The sequence below is a fragment of the Vitiosangium sp. GDMCC 1.1324 genome (assembly GCF_003044305.1).
Taxonomy (GTDB): Bacteria; Myxococcota; Myxococcia; order Myxococcales; family Myxococcaceae; genus Archangium.
Window position 1 is genome coordinate 49,746 of the sequence record NZ_PZOX01000013.1, and the last position, 19,270, is coordinate 69,015.

14 protein-coding genes are annotated in these 19,270 nt (G+C 68.6%); 10 read left to right on the forward strand and 4 right to left on the reverse strand.

Going from position 1 to position 19,270, the window contains the following annotated elements:
• Positions 1-154: 154 nt before the first annotated feature.
• Positions 155-796 carry a hypothetical protein gene (locus DAT35_RS32335; protein WP_108072921.1) on the reverse strand — a complete coding sequence of 214 codons (642 nt, stop codon included), beginning with the start codon at positions 794-796 and terminating at the stop codon, positions 155-157.
• Positions 797-972: 176 nt separating this feature from the next.
• On the opposite strand from DAT35_RS32335, the gene tkt reads away from it, so the two are divergent.
• The 10 genes from tkt (at position 973) to DAT35_RS32385 (ending at position 16,208) form a co-directional block, all read left to right on the forward strand.
• A complete protein-coding gene (gene tkt, locus DAT35_RS32340) occupies positions 973-3,027 on the forward strand; it encodes a transketolase (RefSeq protein WP_108072291.1) in 2,055 nt (684 codons plus the stop codon).
• A 299-nt stretch (positions 3,028-3,326) separates the two neighbouring features.
• Positions 3,327-5,018, forward strand: a complete 1,692-nt coding sequence (locus DAT35_RS32345; protein WP_108072293.1) for a phage tail sheath C-terminal domain-containing protein — start codon at positions 3,327-3,329, stop codon at positions 5,016-5,018.
• 11 nt (positions 5,019-5,029) lie between these two features.
• Entirely contained in the window at positions 5,030-5,563 is a 534-nt protein-coding gene (locus DAT35_RS32350; protein ID WP_108072295.1) for a phage tail protein, read from the forward strand.
• Positions 5,564-5,610: 47 nt separating this feature from the next.
• Positions 5,611-7,299 carry a phage tail sheath C-terminal domain-containing protein gene (locus tag DAT35_RS32355; RefSeq protein WP_108072297.1) on the forward strand — a complete coding sequence of 563 codons (1,689 nt, stop codon included), beginning with the start codon at positions 5,611-5,613 and terminating at the stop codon, positions 7,297-7,299.
• Between the two features lie 11 nt (positions 7,300-7,310).
• Positions 7,311-7,844 carry a phage tail protein gene (locus tag DAT35_RS32360; RefSeq protein ID WP_108072299.1) on the forward strand — a complete coding sequence of 178 codons (534 nt, stop codon included), beginning with the start codon at positions 7,311-7,313 and terminating at the stop codon, positions 7,842-7,844.
• Between the two features lie 23 nt (positions 7,845-7,867).
• Complete coding sequence (locus DAT35_RS32365; protein WP_108072301.1) at positions 7,868-8,599, forward strand: phage baseplate protein; 732 nt, start codon at positions 7,868-7,870, stop codon at positions 8,597-8,599.
• Between the two features lie 4,183 nt (positions 8,600-12,782).
• Positions 12,783-13,301 carry a hypothetical protein gene (locus tag DAT35_RS32370; protein ID WP_158501984.1) on the forward strand — a complete coding sequence of 173 codons (519 nt, stop codon included), beginning with the start codon at positions 12,783-12,785 and terminating at the stop codon, positions 13,299-13,301.
• On the forward strand, positions 13,298-13,918 hold the full coding sequence (locus DAT35_RS32375; protein ID WP_108072305.1) for a DUF4255 domain-containing protein: 621 nt from the start codon (positions 13,298-13,300) through the stop codon (positions 13,916-13,918). Before DAT35_RS32370 ends, DAT35_RS32375 begins: the two co-directional genes overlap by 4 nt.
• Entirely contained in the window at positions 13,918-15,936 is a 2,019-nt protein-coding gene (locus tag DAT35_RS32380; protein WP_108072307.1) for an ATP-binding protein, read from the forward strand. Before DAT35_RS32375 ends, DAT35_RS32380 begins: the two co-directional genes overlap by 1 nt.
• Positions 15,927-16,208 (forward strand): hypothetical protein, encoded by a 282-nt coding sequence (locus DAT35_RS32385; RefSeq protein WP_108072309.1) that lies wholly within the window; start codon positions 15,927-15,929, stop codon positions 16,206-16,208. Before DAT35_RS32380 ends, DAT35_RS32385 begins: the two co-directional genes overlap by 10 nt.
• Positions 16,209-16,243: 35 nt before the next feature.
• Here DAT35_RS32385 and DAT35_RS32390 read toward each other — a convergent pair whose 3' ends face one another.
• The 3 genes from DAT35_RS32390 to DAT35_RS61145 all read right to left on the reverse strand — a co-directional run bounded on the left by DAT35_RS32390 (position 16,244) and on the right by DAT35_RS61145 (position 19,148).
• Positions 16,244-16,867: a pentapeptide repeat-containing protein gene (locus DAT35_RS32390; RefSeq protein ID WP_108072311.1), complete on the reverse strand. Its 624-nt coding sequence runs from the start codon at positions 16,865-16,867 to the stop codon at positions 16,244-16,246.
• Positions 16,868-16,969: 102 nt separating this feature from the next.
• A complete protein-coding gene (locus tag DAT35_RS32395; protein WP_108072313.1) occupies positions 16,970-17,593 on the reverse strand; it encodes a hypothetical protein in 624 nt (207 codons plus the stop codon).
• A 10-nt stretch (positions 17,594-17,603) separates the two neighbouring features.
• Positions 17,604-19,148 (reverse strand): hypothetical protein, encoded by a 1,545-nt coding sequence (locus DAT35_RS61145; RefSeq protein WP_233261858.1) that lies wholly within the window; start codon positions 19,146-19,148, stop codon positions 17,604-17,606.
• Positions 19,149-19,270: the final 122 nt, after the last annotated feature.

Sequence of the window (19,270 nt, forward strand, 5' to 3'; positions counted from 1 at the left end):
CCAGGCACAGCGTGTCAACGACTCCGCGGGGCAGAGGTGCTCGGGCCAACCCGCTCGCGGGGCGGGCGGGCTCCGGCCGTTTCCGGGCAGACGCTTCCCGTGACCCTCTCCCAGGGAAGAGGGGACTCATCCGGGAACCCTGCGCACCCATGACTCAGTGCAGCGAGATGCGCTCCTTGCCACCCTTCTTGCGCACCCACGCCTTCGGCTTCGGCGGCACCGTCGGCTCGGGACGCTGCGGGGCCACTTCCTCGCGCGCCTTCGAGGCGGCACGTCCCCTGGGCAGGACAATCTCCGCCACCGACTGCGGCTTCGCGTCATCCACCCAGGCCGCCGGCCGCCGGCCCGTCTTCACCAGCAACCGCAGCTTCTGGTAGTGCGCGGAGCAATAGCCCTTCGAGCGCGCCGGCCTCGTGCACCCGATGACGGCGCACCGGCGCTCGCCCTCGGCCAGGGCCGCGGGAGGACGTCCCGGACGGCCCCTGGGCACCGGCACCACCGCGACCGCCGCCTGCCTGCCCCGGGCCGCCGGCGCGGGCGCCGCACTCTGGCCCCGGGCCGCCGGCGCGGGCGCCGCACTCCGGCCCCGGCCCACCACCGGAACGCTCAGGCCCGGCAACGACAGTTGCAACGACTGCATCCGCGTGGCCAGAGGCGCCAGGCGCTTGATGATGTCCGACAGCTCATCAATGACGTCCAGCCGCTCACCCATGCGCGTGATGGCTTTGTGCATGGGCCCCAGCCGGCCCTTCAGCTCCGCCTGGACCATCTCCCGCAACGGTTTCTCGATCGACATGCGCGCACCATATGCCACCCAGTGGCCCCGCCCGCCAGTCCCTCGCGCCTCCGCTGTGTCGACCCGGCCACTTCCCCTCCCTTCGTCCACCTCTGCTCATCCCATGCCGAATGCTGCGGCGCTCCCGCCCCGCTTGGGGCATGGTGCACCGTCCGAGGGCACGAGGACTCCCAGCTATGACTCACGATAAAACCGATTGGCTTTCCATCAACACCATCCGCACCCTCGCCATGGATGCGGTGGAACAGGCCCACTCGGGCCACCCCGGCGCGCCCATGGCCCTGGCGCCCGTGGCCTACCAGCTCTGGCAGCAGGAGCTGCGCTTCGACCCCACCCAACCCATCTGGCCCAACCGCGACCGGTTCGTGCTCTCCAACGGGCACGCCTCCATGTTGCTCTACTCGCTGCTGCACCTGACGGGCTCGCGCCGCGTCACCTCGAGCTACACCGTCGAGGACGGGCCGGCCGTGTCGCTGGAGGACATCAAGAAGTTCCGCCAGTTGGACAGCTCCACCCCCGGCCACCCCGAGTACCGCTGGACGAGCGGCGTGGAGACCACCACCGGCCCGCTGGGCCAGGGCGTCTCCAACTCGGTGGGCATGGCCATCGCCAGCCGGTGGCTCGCGGGCTACTTCAACCGCCCCGGCTTCGAGCTGTTCGACTACGACGTCTGGGCCATCTGCGGTGACGGCGACATGATGGAGGGCGTGGCCAGCGAGGCCGCCTCCATCGCCGGCCACCTCAAGCTGCCCAACCTGTGCTGGGTCTACGACAGCAACCACATCAGCATCGACGGCAGCACGAGCCTGGCCTTCACCGAGGACGTGGGCAAGCGCTTCGAGGCCTATGGCTGGCGCGTGCTGCACGTGAACGACGCCAACGACCTGGACGCGCTGTCCAAGGCGTTCCGCACCTTCAAGCAGGACCGGGGCCTGCCCACGCTCATCATCGTGCACAGTGAGATTGGCTGGGGCGCGCCCAAGAAGCAGGGCACGGCCAGCGCCCACGGCGAGCCGCTGGGCGAGGAGGAAATCAAGGGAGCCAAGCGCAAGTACGGCTGGCCCGAGGACGCGAAGTTCCTCGTGCCCGACGGGGTGCGCGAGCGCTTCGCCGAGCGGGTGGGCGAGCGCGGCCGGAAGCTGCGCACCGAGTGGGAGGCGAAGTTCGCCGAGTACCAGAAGCAGTACCCCGAGCTGGCGGACCACCTGCAGCGGATGCAGCGGCGCGAGCTGCCGGTGGGCTGGGACAAGGAGCTGCCCACCTTCCCGGCGGACGCCAAGGGCATGGCCACGCGCGAGTCCAGCGGCAAGGTGATCAACGCGCTGGCGAAGAACTACCCGTGGCTGTTGGGCGGCTCGGCGGACCTGAACCCGTCCACGAAGACGTACCTGACCTTCTCCGGGGCGATGAAGCCGGGGGACCTGACGGGGCGCAACATCCACTACGGCGTGCGCGAGCACGCGATGGGCTCCATCACCAACGGCCTGGCGCTGTGCAAGGTGCGCCCCTACAGCGCGACGTTCCTCATCTTCAGTGACTACGAGCGGCCCGCCATCCGCCTGTCGGCCATCATGGAGGTGCCCGCCATCCACATCTTCACGCACGACTCCATCGGGCTGGGAGAGGACGGCCCCACGCACCAGCCGGTGGAGCACCTGGCGAGCCTGCGTGCGATTCCGGGCCTCATCGTGCTTCGCCCTGGGGACGCCAACGAGGTGACCGAGGCTTGGCGCCTCATCGCCCCGCTGCGGCACGAGCCGGTGGTGCTGGTGCTGACGCGGCAGGCGGTGCCGACGCTGGACCGGACGAAGTACGCGCCGGCCTCGGGCGTGGCCAAGGGCGCCTACGTGCTGTCCGACTCCAAGGGCACCCCGGACGTCATCCTCATCGGCACGGGCAGCGAGGTGTCGCTGTGCCTGCAGGCGCAGGAGCAGTTGGAAGGCCAGGGCGTGAAGACGCGCGTGGTGAGCATGCCCTCGTGGGAGCTGTTCGAGCGGCAGGACGAGGCGTACCGCGAGCAGGTGCTGCCCTCGTCGGTGAGGGCGCGCGTGGCGGTGGAGAAGGCGGCGACGTTCGGCTGGGAGCGCTTCGTGGGCCTGCGCGGCGCCGTGGTGGGCATGCGCACCTTCGGCGCCTCCGCGCCGCTCAAGGCCCTGCAGCAGAAGTTCGGCTTCACCGTGGAGAACGTGGTGAAGACGGCCCGTGAGGTGATTGAGCAGGCGAAGAAGTAGTCGAAAGAATCACCGTCAAAGCAGTCACCGTGGAGGACCCCTCTCTCCCGCCTGGGAGGGAGGGGTCTTTTCATGTCCGCCTCGAACGCATCCATCGCACCGCGCCAGGAACGCACGCGCGATCAGGCTCGCCGAGTCAAGAAACAAAACCCACGAGAACGTTGGGACAAATAGAGACCCGCGGGCACGGACACCGCTGGGCACCGGCTGGATCCGTTCACTGGGGGTGTGTTACGCATTGGACGCCTCTCAGCCCTTCAGTACCAGCCACAACGCAGTCCCCGTCTCGAGGTGACTCAATGGCCCTGGTTCGTCCCCCGCTCTCGGCACCCGGCGTCTACGTCCAGGAAGTGCCGAGCGGCGTCCGCACCATCATCGGGGTGTCCACTTCCCTCACCGTCTTCCTCGGCCGCACCGAGCGCGGCCCGGTGAATCAAACCACCCGCGTCTCTTCATGGGAGGAGTTCGAGCAGCTCTTCGGCGGGCTGCTCGCCGACAGCCCCATGACGTACGCCGTGCAGGACTTCTTCCTCAACGGCGGCGCCCAGGCCCTCATCCTCCGGCTGTTCGAGTCGGTGCAGCGCGACGCCACCACCGGCGAGCCCACCAAGGACACCCAGGGCAACGTCCAGCTCGATCCCTCCACCTACTACGTCCAGTTCCGGCCACCTCCCGCGGCACAGGGGGCCACGCCCAAGACCCAGGACGACCACCTGCCAGACAAGTCGCTCGTGGCCGCCAACCCTGGCGCCTGGGGCCAGCACCTCGGATACCGCACCGACACCGACGGCCTCACAGACAACACCGTCAAGCGCTTCATCCCCCCAGGCTCGGGCCTGACGACCGCCGACTTCTTCAACCTGACCGTCTTCTTCACCGACCCCGACGGCAAGGACACCACCGAGACCTTCCCCTCCGTCTCCGCCAACCCGAAGGCCGGTGCCCGCTACCTCGGCACTCTGCTCTCGCAGACCTCGCGCTTCGTCCGGCTGGCCTCCACCGATCCCGCGACCGTCAAGCTCTACATCGACCCGAAGGGCACTCCACCGGATCCGACGAAGCACACCCTGGATGGTTCGCTCCGCCCGGTGAATCCGCAGACGTATAAGGACGGGCTCAGCCTGTTGGACCAGCTGGACCTGTACAACATCGTCTGCATCCCGCCCGAAACCTTCGACGGAAACACCGACATCGGCGTCTACTCCACCGCCGCCGAGAAGTGCTCGAAGATGAAGGCCACCCTCATCCTCGACCCTCCCACTTCCTGGACTCCCGACGTCGACAACACCGTCCACCTCGATGACCCTCGCGGTATCGGCATTACCCCCGCCGACGCCCACGCCCCCTACTGCGCCGTCTACTTCCCTCGCGTCTCCGCCGAGGACCCTCTCCAGGGTGGTGCTGAAGTCGTCCGCCCCGCCTCCGGCATCATTGCTGGCATCATCGCCCGCACCGATGCCACTCGCGGCGTGTGGAAGGCTCCCGCTGGCTACAACGACGGTGGCCTCTCCGGCATTACGGGCCTGCAGTACGCCCTCACCGACCCCCAGAACGGTCAGCTCAACTCCCTGGGCGTCAACTGCCTGCGCTCCTTCTCTCCTGTCGGGCCCGTCGTCTGGGGCGCTCGCACTCTCGCTGGTGCCGACGTCCTCTCCAGCGACTTCAAGTACCTCCCCGTCCGCAGGCTCACCGACTACATCGAGCAGACCCTCCTTCGTCAGACTCGCTGGGCCGTCTTCGAGCCCAATGACGAGCCCCTCTGGAGTCAGCTCCGCCTGGCCATCGGCTCCTTCATGAATGACCTGTTCCGCCAGGGTGCCTTCCAGGGCTCCTCCCGTGACCAGGCCTTCTTCGTCAAGTGCGACTCCTCCACCACCACCCAGGACGACATCAACCGCGGCATCGTCAACGTCGAGGTCGGCTTCGCTCCTCTCAAGCCCGCTGAGTTCGTCGTCATCTACATCGAGCAGAAGGCCGGTCAGACCGCCTAACGGAGCCTCCCATGCCCGAGTTCACCAAGAACCCCAAGCGCGTCGACCCCTACAAGAACTACAAGTTCATCGTCTCCTGGGACGGCAAGGCCGTCGCCGGTGTCTCCAAGGTCAGCCCCCTCAAGCGCAGCACCGAAGTGGTGAAGCACCGCGCCGGCAGTGACCCTTCCACCACTCGCAAGTCCATTGGCCAGACGGACTGGGATGCCATTACGCTTGAGCGCGGCGTCACCCATGACACCGCCTTCGAGCAGTGGGCCAATAAAGTCTGGGACTACGCCAACTCCTCTTCCCTCGGCCAGGAAGTCTCCCTCTCCGACTTCCGCAAGGACATCACCATCGACCTCTACAACGAGGCCGGTCAGAAGGTGATTTCCTACAAGTGCTACCGCTGCTGGCCCTCCGAGTTCGTCGCTCTCCCGGAGCTCGACGGCATGGGCAACGCCGTCGCCATCCAATCCCTCGTCCTCCAGACCGAAGGCTGGGAGCGCGACCAGAGCGTCCAGGAGCCCTCCGAGCCTTCCTTCAACGACCCCAACCAGTAATCCGCCGCATCGCCTCACTCCGCGCAGTCCGCTTGTAAAGGTGACCCATGGCCCTTGTCCGTCCCCCACTGTCGGCGCCCGGCGTCTACGTCCAGGAAGTGCCGAGCGGCGTCCGCACCATCATCGGGGTGTCCACCTCGCTCACCGTCTTCCTCGGCCGCACCGAGCGCGGCCCGGTGAACCAGGCCACCCGCGTCTCGTCCTGGGAGGAGTTCGAGCAACACTTCGGCGGGCTGCTCGCCAGCAGCCCCATGACGTACGCCGTGCAGGACTTCTTCCTCAACGGCGGCGCCCAGGCCCTCATCCTCCGCCTCTTCAACGGGGACCCCGCGGCCGCCACCGCTGCCATCCCGTTCTCCGCCGAGTCGGGCAGGACGAGCACTCCCACCGCTCTCGATGGGCGCACTCCCAAGAGCAAGAAGGACGCCTCCGACAAGGAAGGACAGGCCATCACGGGCAACTACGCCCTCAAGGGACAGTCCCTGGTCGCCTCGAGCCCCGGGACGTGGGCCTCCGGTCTCTCCTACAGCACGGACACCGACGGCCTCACCAGCCCCGAGCTGGACGCGAATGGCAAGCCCAAGGCCGGCGGGAAGACCCTGCTCCGCGACAGCCTCGTGACCCGCTACGCCACGCGTGACTGGCCCGCCCTGGACCTCTTCAACCTGACCGTCACGTACACCCAGCCCAACGGCCAGAAGTCCACCGAGCGCTTCTCCGCCGTGTCCCTCCACGACAACGCGGGCTCCCGGCGGCTCGACCGCGTCCTCCAGCAGTCCTCGCTCTACACCCGGCTCTCCGCCTCTCCGGGCACCGCCAAGGACTCGGATCCGCTCACCCCCGCCAACTACGCCGCCGGCCTGGACCTGCTGGACCAGCTGGACCTGTACAACATCGTCTGCATCCCGCCCGAAACCTTCGACGGAAACACCGACATCAACGTCTACTCCGCCGCCGCCGAGAAGTGCTCGAAGATGAAGGCCACCCTCATCCTCGACCCTCCCACTTCCTGGACTCCCGACGTCGACAACACCGTCCACCTCGATGACCCTCGCGGTATCGGCATCACCCCCGCCGATGCCCATGCCCCCTACTGCGCCGTCTACTTCCCCCGCGTCACCGCCGAGGACCCTCTTCAGGGTGGTGCTGAGGTCGTCCGTCCCGCCTCCGGCATCATCGCCGGCATCATCGCTCGCACCGACGCTACTCGCGGCGTGTGGAAGGCTCCCGCTGGCTACAACGACGGCGGCCTCTCCGGCATTACCGGCCTGCAGTACGCCCTCACCGACACCCAGAACGGCCAGCTCAACTCCCTGGGCGTCAACTGCCTGCGCTCCTTCTCTCCCGTGGGGCCCGTCGTCTGGGGCGCTCGCACCCTCGCCGGCGCCGACGTCCTCTCCAGCGACTTCAAGTACCTCCCCGTCCGCAGGCTCACCGACTACATCGAGCAGACCCTCCTTCGTCAGACTCGCTGGGCCGTCTTCGAGCCCAATGACGAGCCCCTCTGGAGTCAGCTCCGCCTGGCCATCGGCTCCTTCATGAATGACCTGTTCCGCCAGGGCGCCTTTCAGGGCTCCTCCCGCGACCAGGCCTTCTTCGTCAAGTGCGACTCCTCCACCACCACCCAGGACGACATCAACCGCGGCATCGTCAACGTCGAGGTCGGCTTCGCACCTCTCAAGCCCGCTGAGTTCGTCGTCATCTACATCGAGCAGAAGGCCGGTCAGACCGCCTAACGGAGCCTCCCATGCCCGAGTTCACCAAGAACCCCAAGCGCGTCGACCCCTACAAGAACTACAAGTTCATCGTCTCCTGGGACGGCAAGGCTGTTGCCGGTGTCTCCAAGGTCAGCCCCCTCAAGCGCACCACCGAAGTGGTGAAGCACCGCGCTGGCAGCGACCCTTCCACCACTCGCAAGTCCATTGGCCAGACCGACTGGGATGCCATTACGCTCGAGCGCGGCGTCACCCATGACACCGCCTTCGAGCAGTGGGCCAATAAAGTCTGGGACTACGCCAACTCCTCTTCCCTCGGCCAGGAGGTTTCTCTCTCCGACTTCCGCAAGGACATCACCATCGACCTCTACAACGAGGCCGGTCAGAAGGTGATTTCCTACAAGTGCTACCGCTGCTGGCCCTCTGAGTTCGTCGCTCTCCCGGAGCTCGACGGCATGGGCAACGCCGTCGCCATTCAATCCCTCGTCCTCCAGACCGAGGGCTGGGAGCGCGACCAGAGCGTCCAGGAGCCCTCCGAGCCCTCCTTCAACGACCCCAACCAGTAACCGTGTCACCCCGAGCGTGAGCAATGCGGCAGCTCAACGCCCATGACGTCGTACGCATCTGCGAATGGGGCCGGGACAAGCACCCGTTGGATCGGGCGCTCGTCCTGCTCCGCGCCGCTTCTCCCAGTGTGGAGCCGATGGCCCTGGCCCGGCTCCCCATCGGCCGCCGCGACGCGCTGCTCCTCGAGCTGCGCTCGCGCACCTTCGGCCCCAAGCTCGAGGTGCTCGTCCCCTGCCCCAAGTGTGGCGAGCGGCTCGAGATGGAGCTCACCGCCGAGGAGCTCCGCGTTCCCCTTCCTGGAGACCCTCGTGGACTCCTGGAGCTGGAGGGCTGGGCGCTCGACTACCGGCTGCCCGACAGCAATGACCTGGCCGCGCTCGCCCACCTGAAGGACCCTCGCGTGGCTCGCGCCCGCCTCCTCCAGCGCTGCGTCCGCGAGGCCCGCTCAGACGGCCAGCCCACCTCCATCACCTCCGTCCCCGAGCACGTGCTCTCCGCCCTCGCCGCCCGCATGGCCGAGGAGGACCCCCAGGCCGACATCACCTTCCGCCTCGACTGTCCCGGCTGCGGCCACTCCTGGCGCGCCGCCTTCGACATCCTCTCCTTCTTCTGGACCGAGCTGGAGACCCAGGCCCGCCAACTCCAGCGCGAGGTGCATGAGCTCGCCCGGGTGTACGGGTGGACCGAGTCCACCATCCTCTCGATGAGCGCCGTCTCCCGGCAGCGCTACCTGGAGCTCGTCAGCAGTGGATGACTTCCTCTCGCGCCTGGCCGAGCGCGCCACCGGCACCGTCGCCCTCCTCCGGCCCGCCCTCCGCTCCCTCTTCGCCGGCACCCGCTCCCTCTTCGCCGAGCGCATCGACGACCCGCTCGCCCCTCGTCCCGATGCGCCTCCTCCCTCCCCCTTCGAGGATGAGCCGCTGCTCGTCAGCCTTCCCTCTGGCGCGGACTCCGCCTGGGGCGCCCTGCTCGGCAACGTGCTGCGCGCCGGGGCCCTCGAGGCCACGGGTGTTCCTTCCTCCAGTCAGGAGACCGATTTCGACGGCTCGGACCCGCTGGCGGACCCGTTCCTCGATCCGTTCGCCACGCCCACCTCGGCGCCCGAGCCTCCGAGGGACGCCCCGACCCGCCCGGCTTCCACTCCGGCTCCGTCCTCCTCGCCTACTGGGGCAACTGAGTCCGCGCCTCCGTCTTCCGAGGGCCGGAGCTCCTCCGAGGTGAGCCCGGCTCCTCCGCCGCTCGTCCCTCCCGTTCAGGGTGCCTCCGCGCCAGAGCCCTCCGCTGCGTCCGAACCGCTCGATGCGCGGACACGCACGTCCGAGGACACGGTCCTTTCACCGCTCACCTCGCCAGCCCGCACGCTCGAGCTGGAAGCTCCGCCGCTCGTGGCTCCCGCCTTCGATGATCCGGTGCAGCGGGACGCGCCTCCGGCACCGAGCGCGCCACTCGCCGCTCCCGCCCCCACTCACGCGCAACCGGCCCCTCCGTCTATCGGCACTCCAGCACCCCCTCTCGAGCACCCCGCTCCCCTGCCTCTCGTTGCTCCCGCTCCCGTGGGCTCCGTGCACCGTGAAGCCGTCTCCTCGGAGCAGGGTGAGTCCATCGCTGCTCGCGCGCCCGTGCCTGGGGGAGATGCTCCGGCGCTCGCGGCTCCCGCGCTGGCCACCGCGGCTCCGTCCTCCTCGCCCTCTCGGATGGGAGAGCCCGCTTCGCCGGCCTCGGCTCGAAGCCCGGAGATGAACGCGGGTCCTCTGCCCCTCGCCGCTCCCGCACCGCTCGCCTCCGTGCAGCAGCTCCCCACTGACTCGGCGCAGAGCACTTCCGAACAGCGTGAATCCCTCACCACTCGGGCTCGTACGTCCGAGGACACAGTTCCTCCACCACTCCTCTCGCGGGCTCGCCCAGTCGAACCTGAAGTCCCGCCGCTCGTGTCTCCTGCTCCGGACGCTCCGGTGCAGCGGGTAGCCGTTCCTCGGGATCAACTCGAGCCGCTCGACACCCAGGCCCCCGCTCACTCGCAACCGATTCCTTCACCCATTGCGACTCCCTCGATCGAGCAGCCCACACCCCTGCCGCTCGTTGTTCCCGCTCCGGCTGCTTCATTGCACGCCGAATCCGTGTCCTTGGAGCAGGGTGGTTCGATAGAGAAGCCCGCTTCCGCGCCGCTCGTTGCTCCTGCTTCGGACCCCCCGGTGCAGCGGAAAGCAGCTTCCTCGGAGCCACTCGGGCCGATCGCGACTCAGACGCCTCCTCTCGCGCAACCTTCGCCCGCCGCCTCCGCGGCTCGCTCGTCCGAGCATCCGGTTCCGCTGCCCCTCGTCACTCCCGCTCCAGTTGTCTCCGCGCAGCAGCCCTCCGCCACTGCTGAGCAGCTCGCCACGCCGCCCCTGACGTCCGCACTGCCGAGTCCTCCACCGGTCACCTCACGGGCTCGCATGCACGAGCCGGAGTCTCCGCCGCCCGCTGCTGCCGCTCCGGTTGCTCCGCCACGGCAGCCCTCCGCTCCTTCGGAGCGGCTCGAGCTTCGCGCCACGCAGGTTCCCGCTCACGCGCAACCGGATCCTTCACCTGTCGCTACGGATGCTCGCACGCTCGAGCACCCGGAGCCTCTGCCCCTCGTCGCTCCCGCTCCGATTGCCGCGCGCCATGGGCTCATCTCATCCGAGCAGCCCGAGTCGCTCGCCGCGCCCACGCCTGGGCTCGCGGGAGAGGGCCAGACGTTCACGACTCGTACACCATCCGCCACGCCTCGGGTCCCCGAGCCCGTCCCAACGGTCGAGCCCCATCCTCCGTCCGCGCTGAATCGCGACTCGCAGGCCAACACGGCCCCTCTCCCGCTGGTAGCTCCCGCCCAGGCTGCCTCCGCGCAGCAGACCTCCGCCGCTTCCGAGCAGCGTGAACTGCTCACGACGCACGCTTCCACGCCCGAGTCCCTGGCTCCCTCAGTGCACACCATGCGGGCCCACACGCACGAGCCCACGCCTCGGCTGCTCGTTGCTCCTGCTCCGGTTTTCCCAGCGCAGCACTCCTCCGCGCAGCCGGAGGAGCATGGGCCGCTCGCCGCGCTGGGCCCTACTCCCGAGCAACCGGCTCCTTCGCACGTCGCCCCTGCGTACCGCTCGCTCGAGCACCCGGCTCCGCTTCCCCTCGTTGCCCCTGCTCCGGTTGCTTCCTCGCATGCCGAATCCGCCTCTTCGGTGCAGAGCGAAGCATTCACCGCTCCTGCGCCTCCTCAGGCGCAACCAACTCCTTCGCCCAGTTCCTCCACGGCTCGCACGTTCGAGCATCCGGCTCCGCTGCCCCTCGTCGCCCCCGCTCCGGTTGATTCCTCGCGCGCCGAGTCCGTCTCTTCAGAGCAGGGCGAATCACTCGCCACTCCTGCATCTACTCGCGCACAACCGGCTCCTTCGCCCGTCGCCGCTGCGGCTCACACGTTCGAGCACCCGGCTCCGTTGCCTCTCGTTGCCCCCGCTCCGGTTGCTCCCTCGCGTGCCGAGTCCGTCTCTTCGGAGCAGGGCGAATCCCTCACCGCTTCCGCTTCCACCCGCACACAGCCAGAGCCCTCTCCCGAGCACCCGACTCCGCTGCCCCTCGTTGTCCCCGCTCCGGTTTCCTCCGCCCTGCGCGAATCTGTCTCCTCGGAGCAGAGCCAATCACTCGCAACTCGCGCGCCAACGCTCGTGGGTCCGGCACTCCCGGACCACTCATCTTCCGCCACACCTCGGACTCCCGCGTCCACGCAACCGATCGAGCCCGCTCCCGCACTGCTCGTCGCTTCTGCTTCGGTCTTCCCCGTGCAGCGGAACTCCGCTCCCTCGGAGGCACTCGAACCGCTCGCCACGCAGTCCGCCATCCACGCGCAATCTGTCACCTCCACGACTCGCGCTCTCGAGCACCCGGCCCCACTGCCCCTCATCGTCCCGGCTCCGGATTCCTCCGCGCACCTCGAATCCGTTGCTCCCGTGCAGGGCGGGCCGCTCGCCGCGCCGGCTCCCACGTCCGCACAGGCCCAGCGTCCCACCGCGTCGAGGGGTCACACTCACGCGTCCTCGCCCCAGCCGCCCGATGCTCCCACTCCGGCCGCCCCGGCCCGACGAGCCTCCGCCCCCTCGGAACAAGGCGAGTCTCCCGCGGGTCCGGCGACAACCCACGCGCAGCCGGCGCCTTCCTCCACTACCGCTCTAGCGTCCTCGCTCGGGCATCCGGCTGCGCTGCCCCTCATCTCTCCCGCAGCAGCCGCTCCCTCCGCTTCGGCACCCACTCACGCGCAACCGGCGTCTTCACCCGCTACCGTTCCGGCGTCCTCGCTTGAGCACCCGACTCCGCGCCCCCTCATCTCTCCCGCAGTGGCCGCTCCCTTCGCTTTGGCACCCACTCACGCGCAACTGGTGCCTTCACCCGGCACCCTTTCAGCGCCCTCACCCGAGCACCCGGCTCCGCTGCCTCTCATCTCTCCCGCGACCGCCGCGCCCTCCGTTCCGGCCTCCGCTCACGCGCCATCGGCGCCTTCATCTGGCATCCTTCCAGCGCCCTCACCTGAGCACTCGGCTCCGCTGCCTCTCATCTCTCCCGCGACCGCCGCGCCCTCCGTTGCCGTCCCCACTCATGCGCAACTAGCGCCTTCATCTGCTACCGCGCCGGCGTCTTCGCTCGAGCACCCGGTTCCGCTGCCCCTCATCTCTCCCGCGACCTCCGCCTCTTCGCATCGGGAATCCCTCCGCTCGGGGCTGAGCGAGCTCCCTTCCACCGAGACTCGTGCTCTCGAGCACTCCGCTACGAAGCTCGCCGCGTCCGCTCGCACATCCGCGCCCGACGAGGCACTTCCGCCTCCCATTCCGCCCGCGGCGATGTCTCCCGCGTCCCAGCCAACCCGCTCCGCGCGGAGCACTCCTTCCGCCACGTCGGCTCGCGCTCCCACCCTCCCGGTGACGGGAACCGTGCTCCCCGCCACCACCCCGCCTGCCCTCCCGGTGACGGGGACCGTGCTCCCCGCCGCCACCCCGTCTGCCCTCCGCGAGCGCTCCGGGAATCCCTCCGCGCCAGCTCACCCCGCCGAGCGCTCGGCTCATGGCCCGGAGACTCCACGGCGGCACGCCTCCGCGCCGGGCCTCGTCTCCGACGTCCAGGAGGCAGCCCTGCCGCTCGCGGCACCCGCTCGCGCCTCCATGTCGCGAGCCCACGAAGCCCGCCCGGTGGACCCTTCTCCCCTCATCCCCACGCTGGCTCCCTCTCCTCGCGAGCCACCGTGGCCCTCCGCCTCTCGTGAGCAGGAGCGCGCCGAGTCCCCTCCCGTCGTCCACGTCTCCATCGGCCGGCTCGAGCTGCGCCCCGCGCTCGATCCCTTCCCGCCCTTTGCGTCCTCCTCGCCGTCCGCCGCCGCCCCGGCTCCCGCTCCCTCGCGGCCCAGGGCCAGCCTCGGCCTCAACGACTACCTGGCCTCGCGCAAACCCAGATGAGCAACCACCTCGCCATCGCCACCGTCACCGCCGCGCTCAAGAACCTCGTGAGCCGCTACGCCCTCGAGGCCGTCCCCGGCGCCCACGTCACCACCGTGCCCCTGCGCTCGCTCGGCTCCGAGGGCCTCACCCGTGGCGTCAACATCTTCCTCTTCATGGCCTCGCCCAATCAGGCCTTCCGCAACGACCACGTCCCCACCCGCAGCCCCCAGGGCACCCTCATCGCCGTGCCCCGCGTCGCCCTCACCCTCCACTACCTCTTCACCTTCTACGGCGACGAGGTCCGGCTCGAGCCGCAGTTGCTGCTCGGCAGCGTCGTCACCACCTTCCAGCGGCAGCCCGTCTTGACGCCCTCCCTCATCAGGGAAACCATCCACTCCACCCCCCTGCCCGACCTGTCCGGCTCCAACCTGGACAAGCAGGAGCCCCACGTCCAGGTCACCCCCTACGCCCTCAACCTCGACGCCCTCCACAAGATGTGGTCCTCCCTCTACCAGGTCCCCTACTCGCTCTCGGTCGCGTATGAGTGCGCGCCGGTGCTCGTCGACGCCGACGTCGTCCCCACGCCCCCTCCGCCCGTCAAGCAGGTGGCCCCCAACACCACCCCCAAGCCCTGATGAGCTGGGAGACGCACAACCAGGCCTTCCTCGGCGCCAGCCTGCGCCGCCTGCGGCTCCTCCTGGAGCGGCACGCCGAGCCCTCGCTTCCCCAGGTGGAGGAGCCTCCCGCCGTGGACGCGGAAGGCTGGCCCCCCTGGCCCGAGGACGCCGGGGCTCCTCCCGCCCTGCGCGCGCTCTGTGAGACGTTCGGCCTCGGCCCCTTCGAGCGCGACGTGCTCCTGCTGTGCGCCGGCATGGAGCTGGACGCGCGCTTCCCCTCGCTGTGCGCCCGCGCCCAGGGAGAGGCGCAGCGCCCCTGGCCCACGTTCTCGCTCGCGCTCGCCGCGCTCCCCGGCGCCCACTGGGACGCGCTCGCGCCCCACGGCGCCCTGCGCTACTGGAACCTCGTCACTCCCGGCACCGGCCCCACGCTCGCCCAGGCCCCGCTGCGCGCCGACGAGCGCATCTGGCAATACCTCGTGGGCATCGACGCGCTCGACGAGCGGCTCGTCCGCTACGTGCAGGACGTGTCCGTCTCCGACACCCTGGTGCCCTCGCACGAGGCGCTCGCCCGGCAGGTGGCCGCCACGCTCGCCGCCGCCTCGCGCGAGCGCGAGCTGCCCGTCCTCCAGCTGTGCGGCAAGAGCCGGCTGGACCAGGCCGCCATCGCCGCACGCGCCGCGGAGCTGCTCGAGTACGAGGTCCAACGTCTGCCCGCCGAGGGACTCCCCAGCTCGCGCGAGGAGGTGGAGCGGCTGGCCCGGCTGTGGAACCGCGAGGCACGGCTCGGCACCCAGGCGCTGCTGCTGGACTGCCATGACCTCGAGTCCGGGGACACCGAGCGCGCCGCCGCCGTGGCCCGCCTGGTGGCCACCGTGCAAGGCCCGGTAATGCTCGCCGCGCCCGAGCGCCGCCCCACCGGCGCCCGCCGCACCGCCCTCTTCGACATCCCCCTGCCCCGCCCGCTCGAGCAGCGAGAGCTCTGGCTCGACGCGCTCACCCGCCGCCTGCCCGCCGAGTCCGTGAAGGACTGGGAGCTGCCCGAGGCCTCGCGGACCCTGGTGGGCCAGTTCGACCTGGACCGGACCTCCATCGAGTCCGCCGTCACCCAGGCGCTCGGCCAGCTGCTGCTGGCGGAGAAGCCCGGCCCCTCACAGGCGCGCGAGGCCCTGTGGAACAGTGCCCGAGCCCAGTCGCGCAGCCGCCTGGAGACGCTCGCCCAGCGCCTGGAGGTGCGCGCCACCTGGGAGGACCTGCGGCTGTCCGACGCCCAGTTCCAGCAACTCTCCGAGGTGGAGATGCACGTGCGCCGCCGGCTGCTGGTGCACGAGGACTGGGGATTCTCGTCCGGGGGCTGGCGAGGCACCGGCACCACGGTGCTCTTCTCCGGCCCCAGTGGCACGGGCAAGACGCTGGCCGCCGAGGTGCTCGCCCACCGTCTGGGATTGGACCTGTACCGCATCGACTTGAGTGGCGTGGTGAGCAAGTACATTGGCGAGACGGAGAAGAACCTGCGCAAGGTGTTCGACGCGGCCGAGTCCGGCGGCGCCGTGCTGCTGTTCGACGAGGCGGATGCCCTCTTCGGCAAGCGCAGCGAGGTGAAGGACAGCCACGACCGCTACGCCAACCTCGAGGTGAGCTATCTGTTGCAGCGGATGGAGTCCTTCCACGGGCTGGCCATCCTCACCACCAACCTCAAGGCGGGGCTGGACGCGGCCTTCGTGCGGCGGCTGCGCTTCATCGTGGACTTCAGCTTCCCGGACCGGAAGCAGCGCGAGGCCCTCTGGCGCCGCGCGTTCCCGGCTGGCACGCCCACGCATGGGATGGACCCGGCGCGACTGGCGGCGCTCAACGTGTCCGGCGCGGTCATCCGAAGCATCGCCCTGCACGCGGCCTTCCTCGCCGCCGAGGACGCCTCGCGGGGAGAGACACCGCCCGGAGTGAGGCCCCGCCACGTGCTCGCCGCCGCCCGCCGCGAGTTCGAGAAGCTCCAGCAACCCTTCCCGCACCTCAAGGAGTTCGAGGGATGGGAGTGAGAGCGCCGCGGCTGCATCTGGAGATTGGAACGCTCGTGCTGCCCGAGGGGCTCGTCCCCCACCCCGAGGCCTTCCGCGAGGCCCTCGCGGCCCAGCTCACCCGGTTGTTCACGGAGCGCGGGCTGGAGGGGATGGGGTTCGGTCCCGAGTCCACGCTGAGGCTGGAGTCCGCGACGCTCTCCCTGCCTGCCGGGCTCGGCACCGAGGCCGCCGCGGCTCATGTCGCCGAGCAACTCCTCTCACAGCTCACGGGCGGGCCGGAGTTGAAGTAGCGGCACGAGACTGGTCGTGCTGATCGCGACGCTCCTCAGTAGACAATACAGTCGAATTTCTCGATGACAGCCTTGAGCGCTTCAGCGGTGGTCCCACTTCTCTTGGCAAAATCCGGAGCAAACCAGGTCAGTGCAACTGTAGAAGGCGGATATCTGGCGAGGTCCTCAATCACAACGGGACCAATGCTCCCGGGCCATTCCACGGTGGCCAACTCGCGGCTTCTACCGACGGGGTCCAAGAAGGTGAAGCAGGGCCACTTGGGAAACCGCAGGGTACGAACATCGCAACCGTGGAAGCGGCAGCCATCGAGGCGGGCTTCGGTAAAATCGCAGTCCTCGATGGAACCGTGCTCCCATCCCTCCGAATAGCCGGGCCAGCGGCCGAAATCGCATCCTGACAGGCGCCCCTTGAACCGACACCCCTTGAGGGAGGCGAACACCCATTGTTGATGGTTTTTCAACTCCTGCTTCACCTCGAAGGTGCAGTCGATGAAACGTACTGCGTCGAAGAACAGGTTCCTGGCGGACACCTTCAGCACGAGGGTGCAGTTGCGCAGTGTCAGGTTATGGCCCAGGAAATAGAGCGACTTCTTGTCCGTCAGTTCCAGCCGCTCGTTTTCGATTTCCTTGTCCTCGTAGAAGACCTTGGTGAAGAACATCCGCCGCCCTTTCAGAAGGTGAGCATCCGGAAGAACTCGCCTGCCATCCGCCTGCCATGCCGCGCCAGGTTCGACTCCGTTCCCGAGAGAATCTCGTCCGTGTCAGTAGAGGATGCAGTCGAATTTCTCGATGACAGCCCTGAGTGCATCAGCGGTGGTCTCATGCCGCTTGGCCATGGCGGGGGCGAATAACGTCACGGCCACGGTGGACGGTGGCTCGGTGTGCAGATTCTCCACGGTGACATCGCCAAAACTGCCCGGCCACTTGACGGAGCGTAGCGCAGGGGCACTACGGATGGGGTCGAGGATGGTGAAGCAAGGCCACTGGGGAAACTTGAGGGTGCGCGGATCACAGCCGTGGAAGCGACAGCCGTCCAGGCGGGCCTCGGTGAAATCGCAATCCTCGATGGCCGCGTGCTCCCACGCCCCCGGGTAGCTGGGCCAGCGGCCAAAATCGCACCCATACAGGCGTCCCTTGAACCGGCAGCCCTTCAGGGAGGCGAATACCCATTGCTGATAGTTTTTCAGCTCCTGCTTCACCTCGAAGGTGCAGTCGATGAAACGGACTTCGCGGATGAGCAGGTTCCTGGCGGGCACCTTCAGGACGAGGGTGCAGTTCCTCAGCGTCAGGTTACGACCCAGGAAATAGAGCGAGCCCTTGTCCGTCAGCTCCAACCGCTCGTTTTTGATTTCCCTGTCCTCGTAGAAGACCTTGGTGAAAAGCATCGCCGCCCTTTCAGAAGGTGAGCATCCGGAAGAACTCGCCCGCCATGCGCCTGCCATGCCTCGCCAGGTTCGACTCCGTTCCGGAGAGAATCTCGTACTTGCGGCCCGTCGCCGGGTCAATCACATCGATGCCCTTATTCAGGTTGAAGTCGTAGAGATGGTCGAACTGGTTTTTCACCTTGACTTGCACATAGCGACCCCGGGCCTCGCGTTCCAACAGCCGTGCCAGCCAGTACTCACCTTTTTTCAGAGCCTTGTTGATGGCGTCTCTCTCAGCGAAGGAAAGGTGCTCTGGCCCCCATTCATTGGCGGCCCGGGTGACCGCTTCCTGGAGCATGTCCCCCACCTTGTCCTCCCCGGGGATGTCCTGGAGTGACTTGCCACGTGGCAGGTGCCAGCGTTCCCCATTGGCGAGTTCCACTTGCTGGTTGCCACCCCGGTGGCGCATGACGGTGGCAGGCCAGCCGCCCCGAGGGGCCGCACCCGGTCCTCCGCCCGCGCCCTTCTTGAGCATCACCACCGAGAGCGAACCCTGCGGAGAAGCCACCACCGTCTCCACCGCCGACACCGCCCGGGCGAGCGCGCGCTCCTGGGTCAGCACAGTCTCCGCCGCTACTTCGGGCGCCAGGGCCACGGCCCCGCCCTGCGCCTCCCACTGCGCCCCCGCCAGGCTGTACCCCGGCAATGACTTCACCCGTGCCGCTACTTCGCCCAGCGTGCGGCCCGCCAACGCGCTCACCGCCAGAATCAGCGCCCTCGCCGCGTCCGTCCCCAGCACCTTGGCGAAGTCGGCTCCCGCCTCGCGCAGTTCCTCGAAGGTGGTGGCCTCGTGCGCCCGAGTCGCAAGCCTCGCCCACCCGTCCATCAGCCCCCACAGCGTGTCCACGCCCAGCCATGCCACCAGAATCACTGTCACCGCTCCGGCCAGTGCCTTCGTGGTCGGCTCCGGCACCAGCCATGACGCGAGATACAAGCTCACGGCCCACACGCACATGGTGACCAGCGCGCGTGGGTTCACCTCCCGCCCCAGCGCCTCGCGCGTCTCGTCCAGCACCGAGCCCATCGCCAGCGCGAGCGCCAGCGTGCGTCTGTCATCCGCGCGCAGATAGGGCCCGTCGTCGAACAGGCCCAGGCAATCTCCTCCGCCCTGCCTCTCGCACAGCCCCAGGTACTTGCCTCGCAACGCGGCCTCCGCCTCGGGCGTCAGTGGACTCTTGTCCTCCACGGGCACCAGCGTGAGGACACGGTCCCGGGACACCTCGGCCAGCCACTCCCCCTCCAACTCCATCGGGGCCTTCAGCAACTCGTGGGCCGCCTCCTTCGGCGTCCCCTTCACCCGCATGTCACGGGCCAGCCGCGCGATGGCTCGCTGGAATTCTCCCTTATCGATGTGCACGGGCCGGGTGGAGACCGTCCCCGGTTCGAGCTCCACCACGTCGTACAGCCTGGTGCCGGGACTGGCTCCCGGCTCCGAGCCTTGGGGCACCAAGCGATTCGTACTGGCGCAGGCCATCAACAACACCAACAACAAGGTCCCTACTTGACGCAGTGCCATGGCTCACCTTCCGGCAGCGAGGTCAACCCGTCAGGGTAGAGGAACCTCTCGCGCTCGGGGAACGATGCACGCGGTTGCTCCTCCGCCCCTTGTTCCGAGGTCAAGCCCCAGCGCCCTCTCAT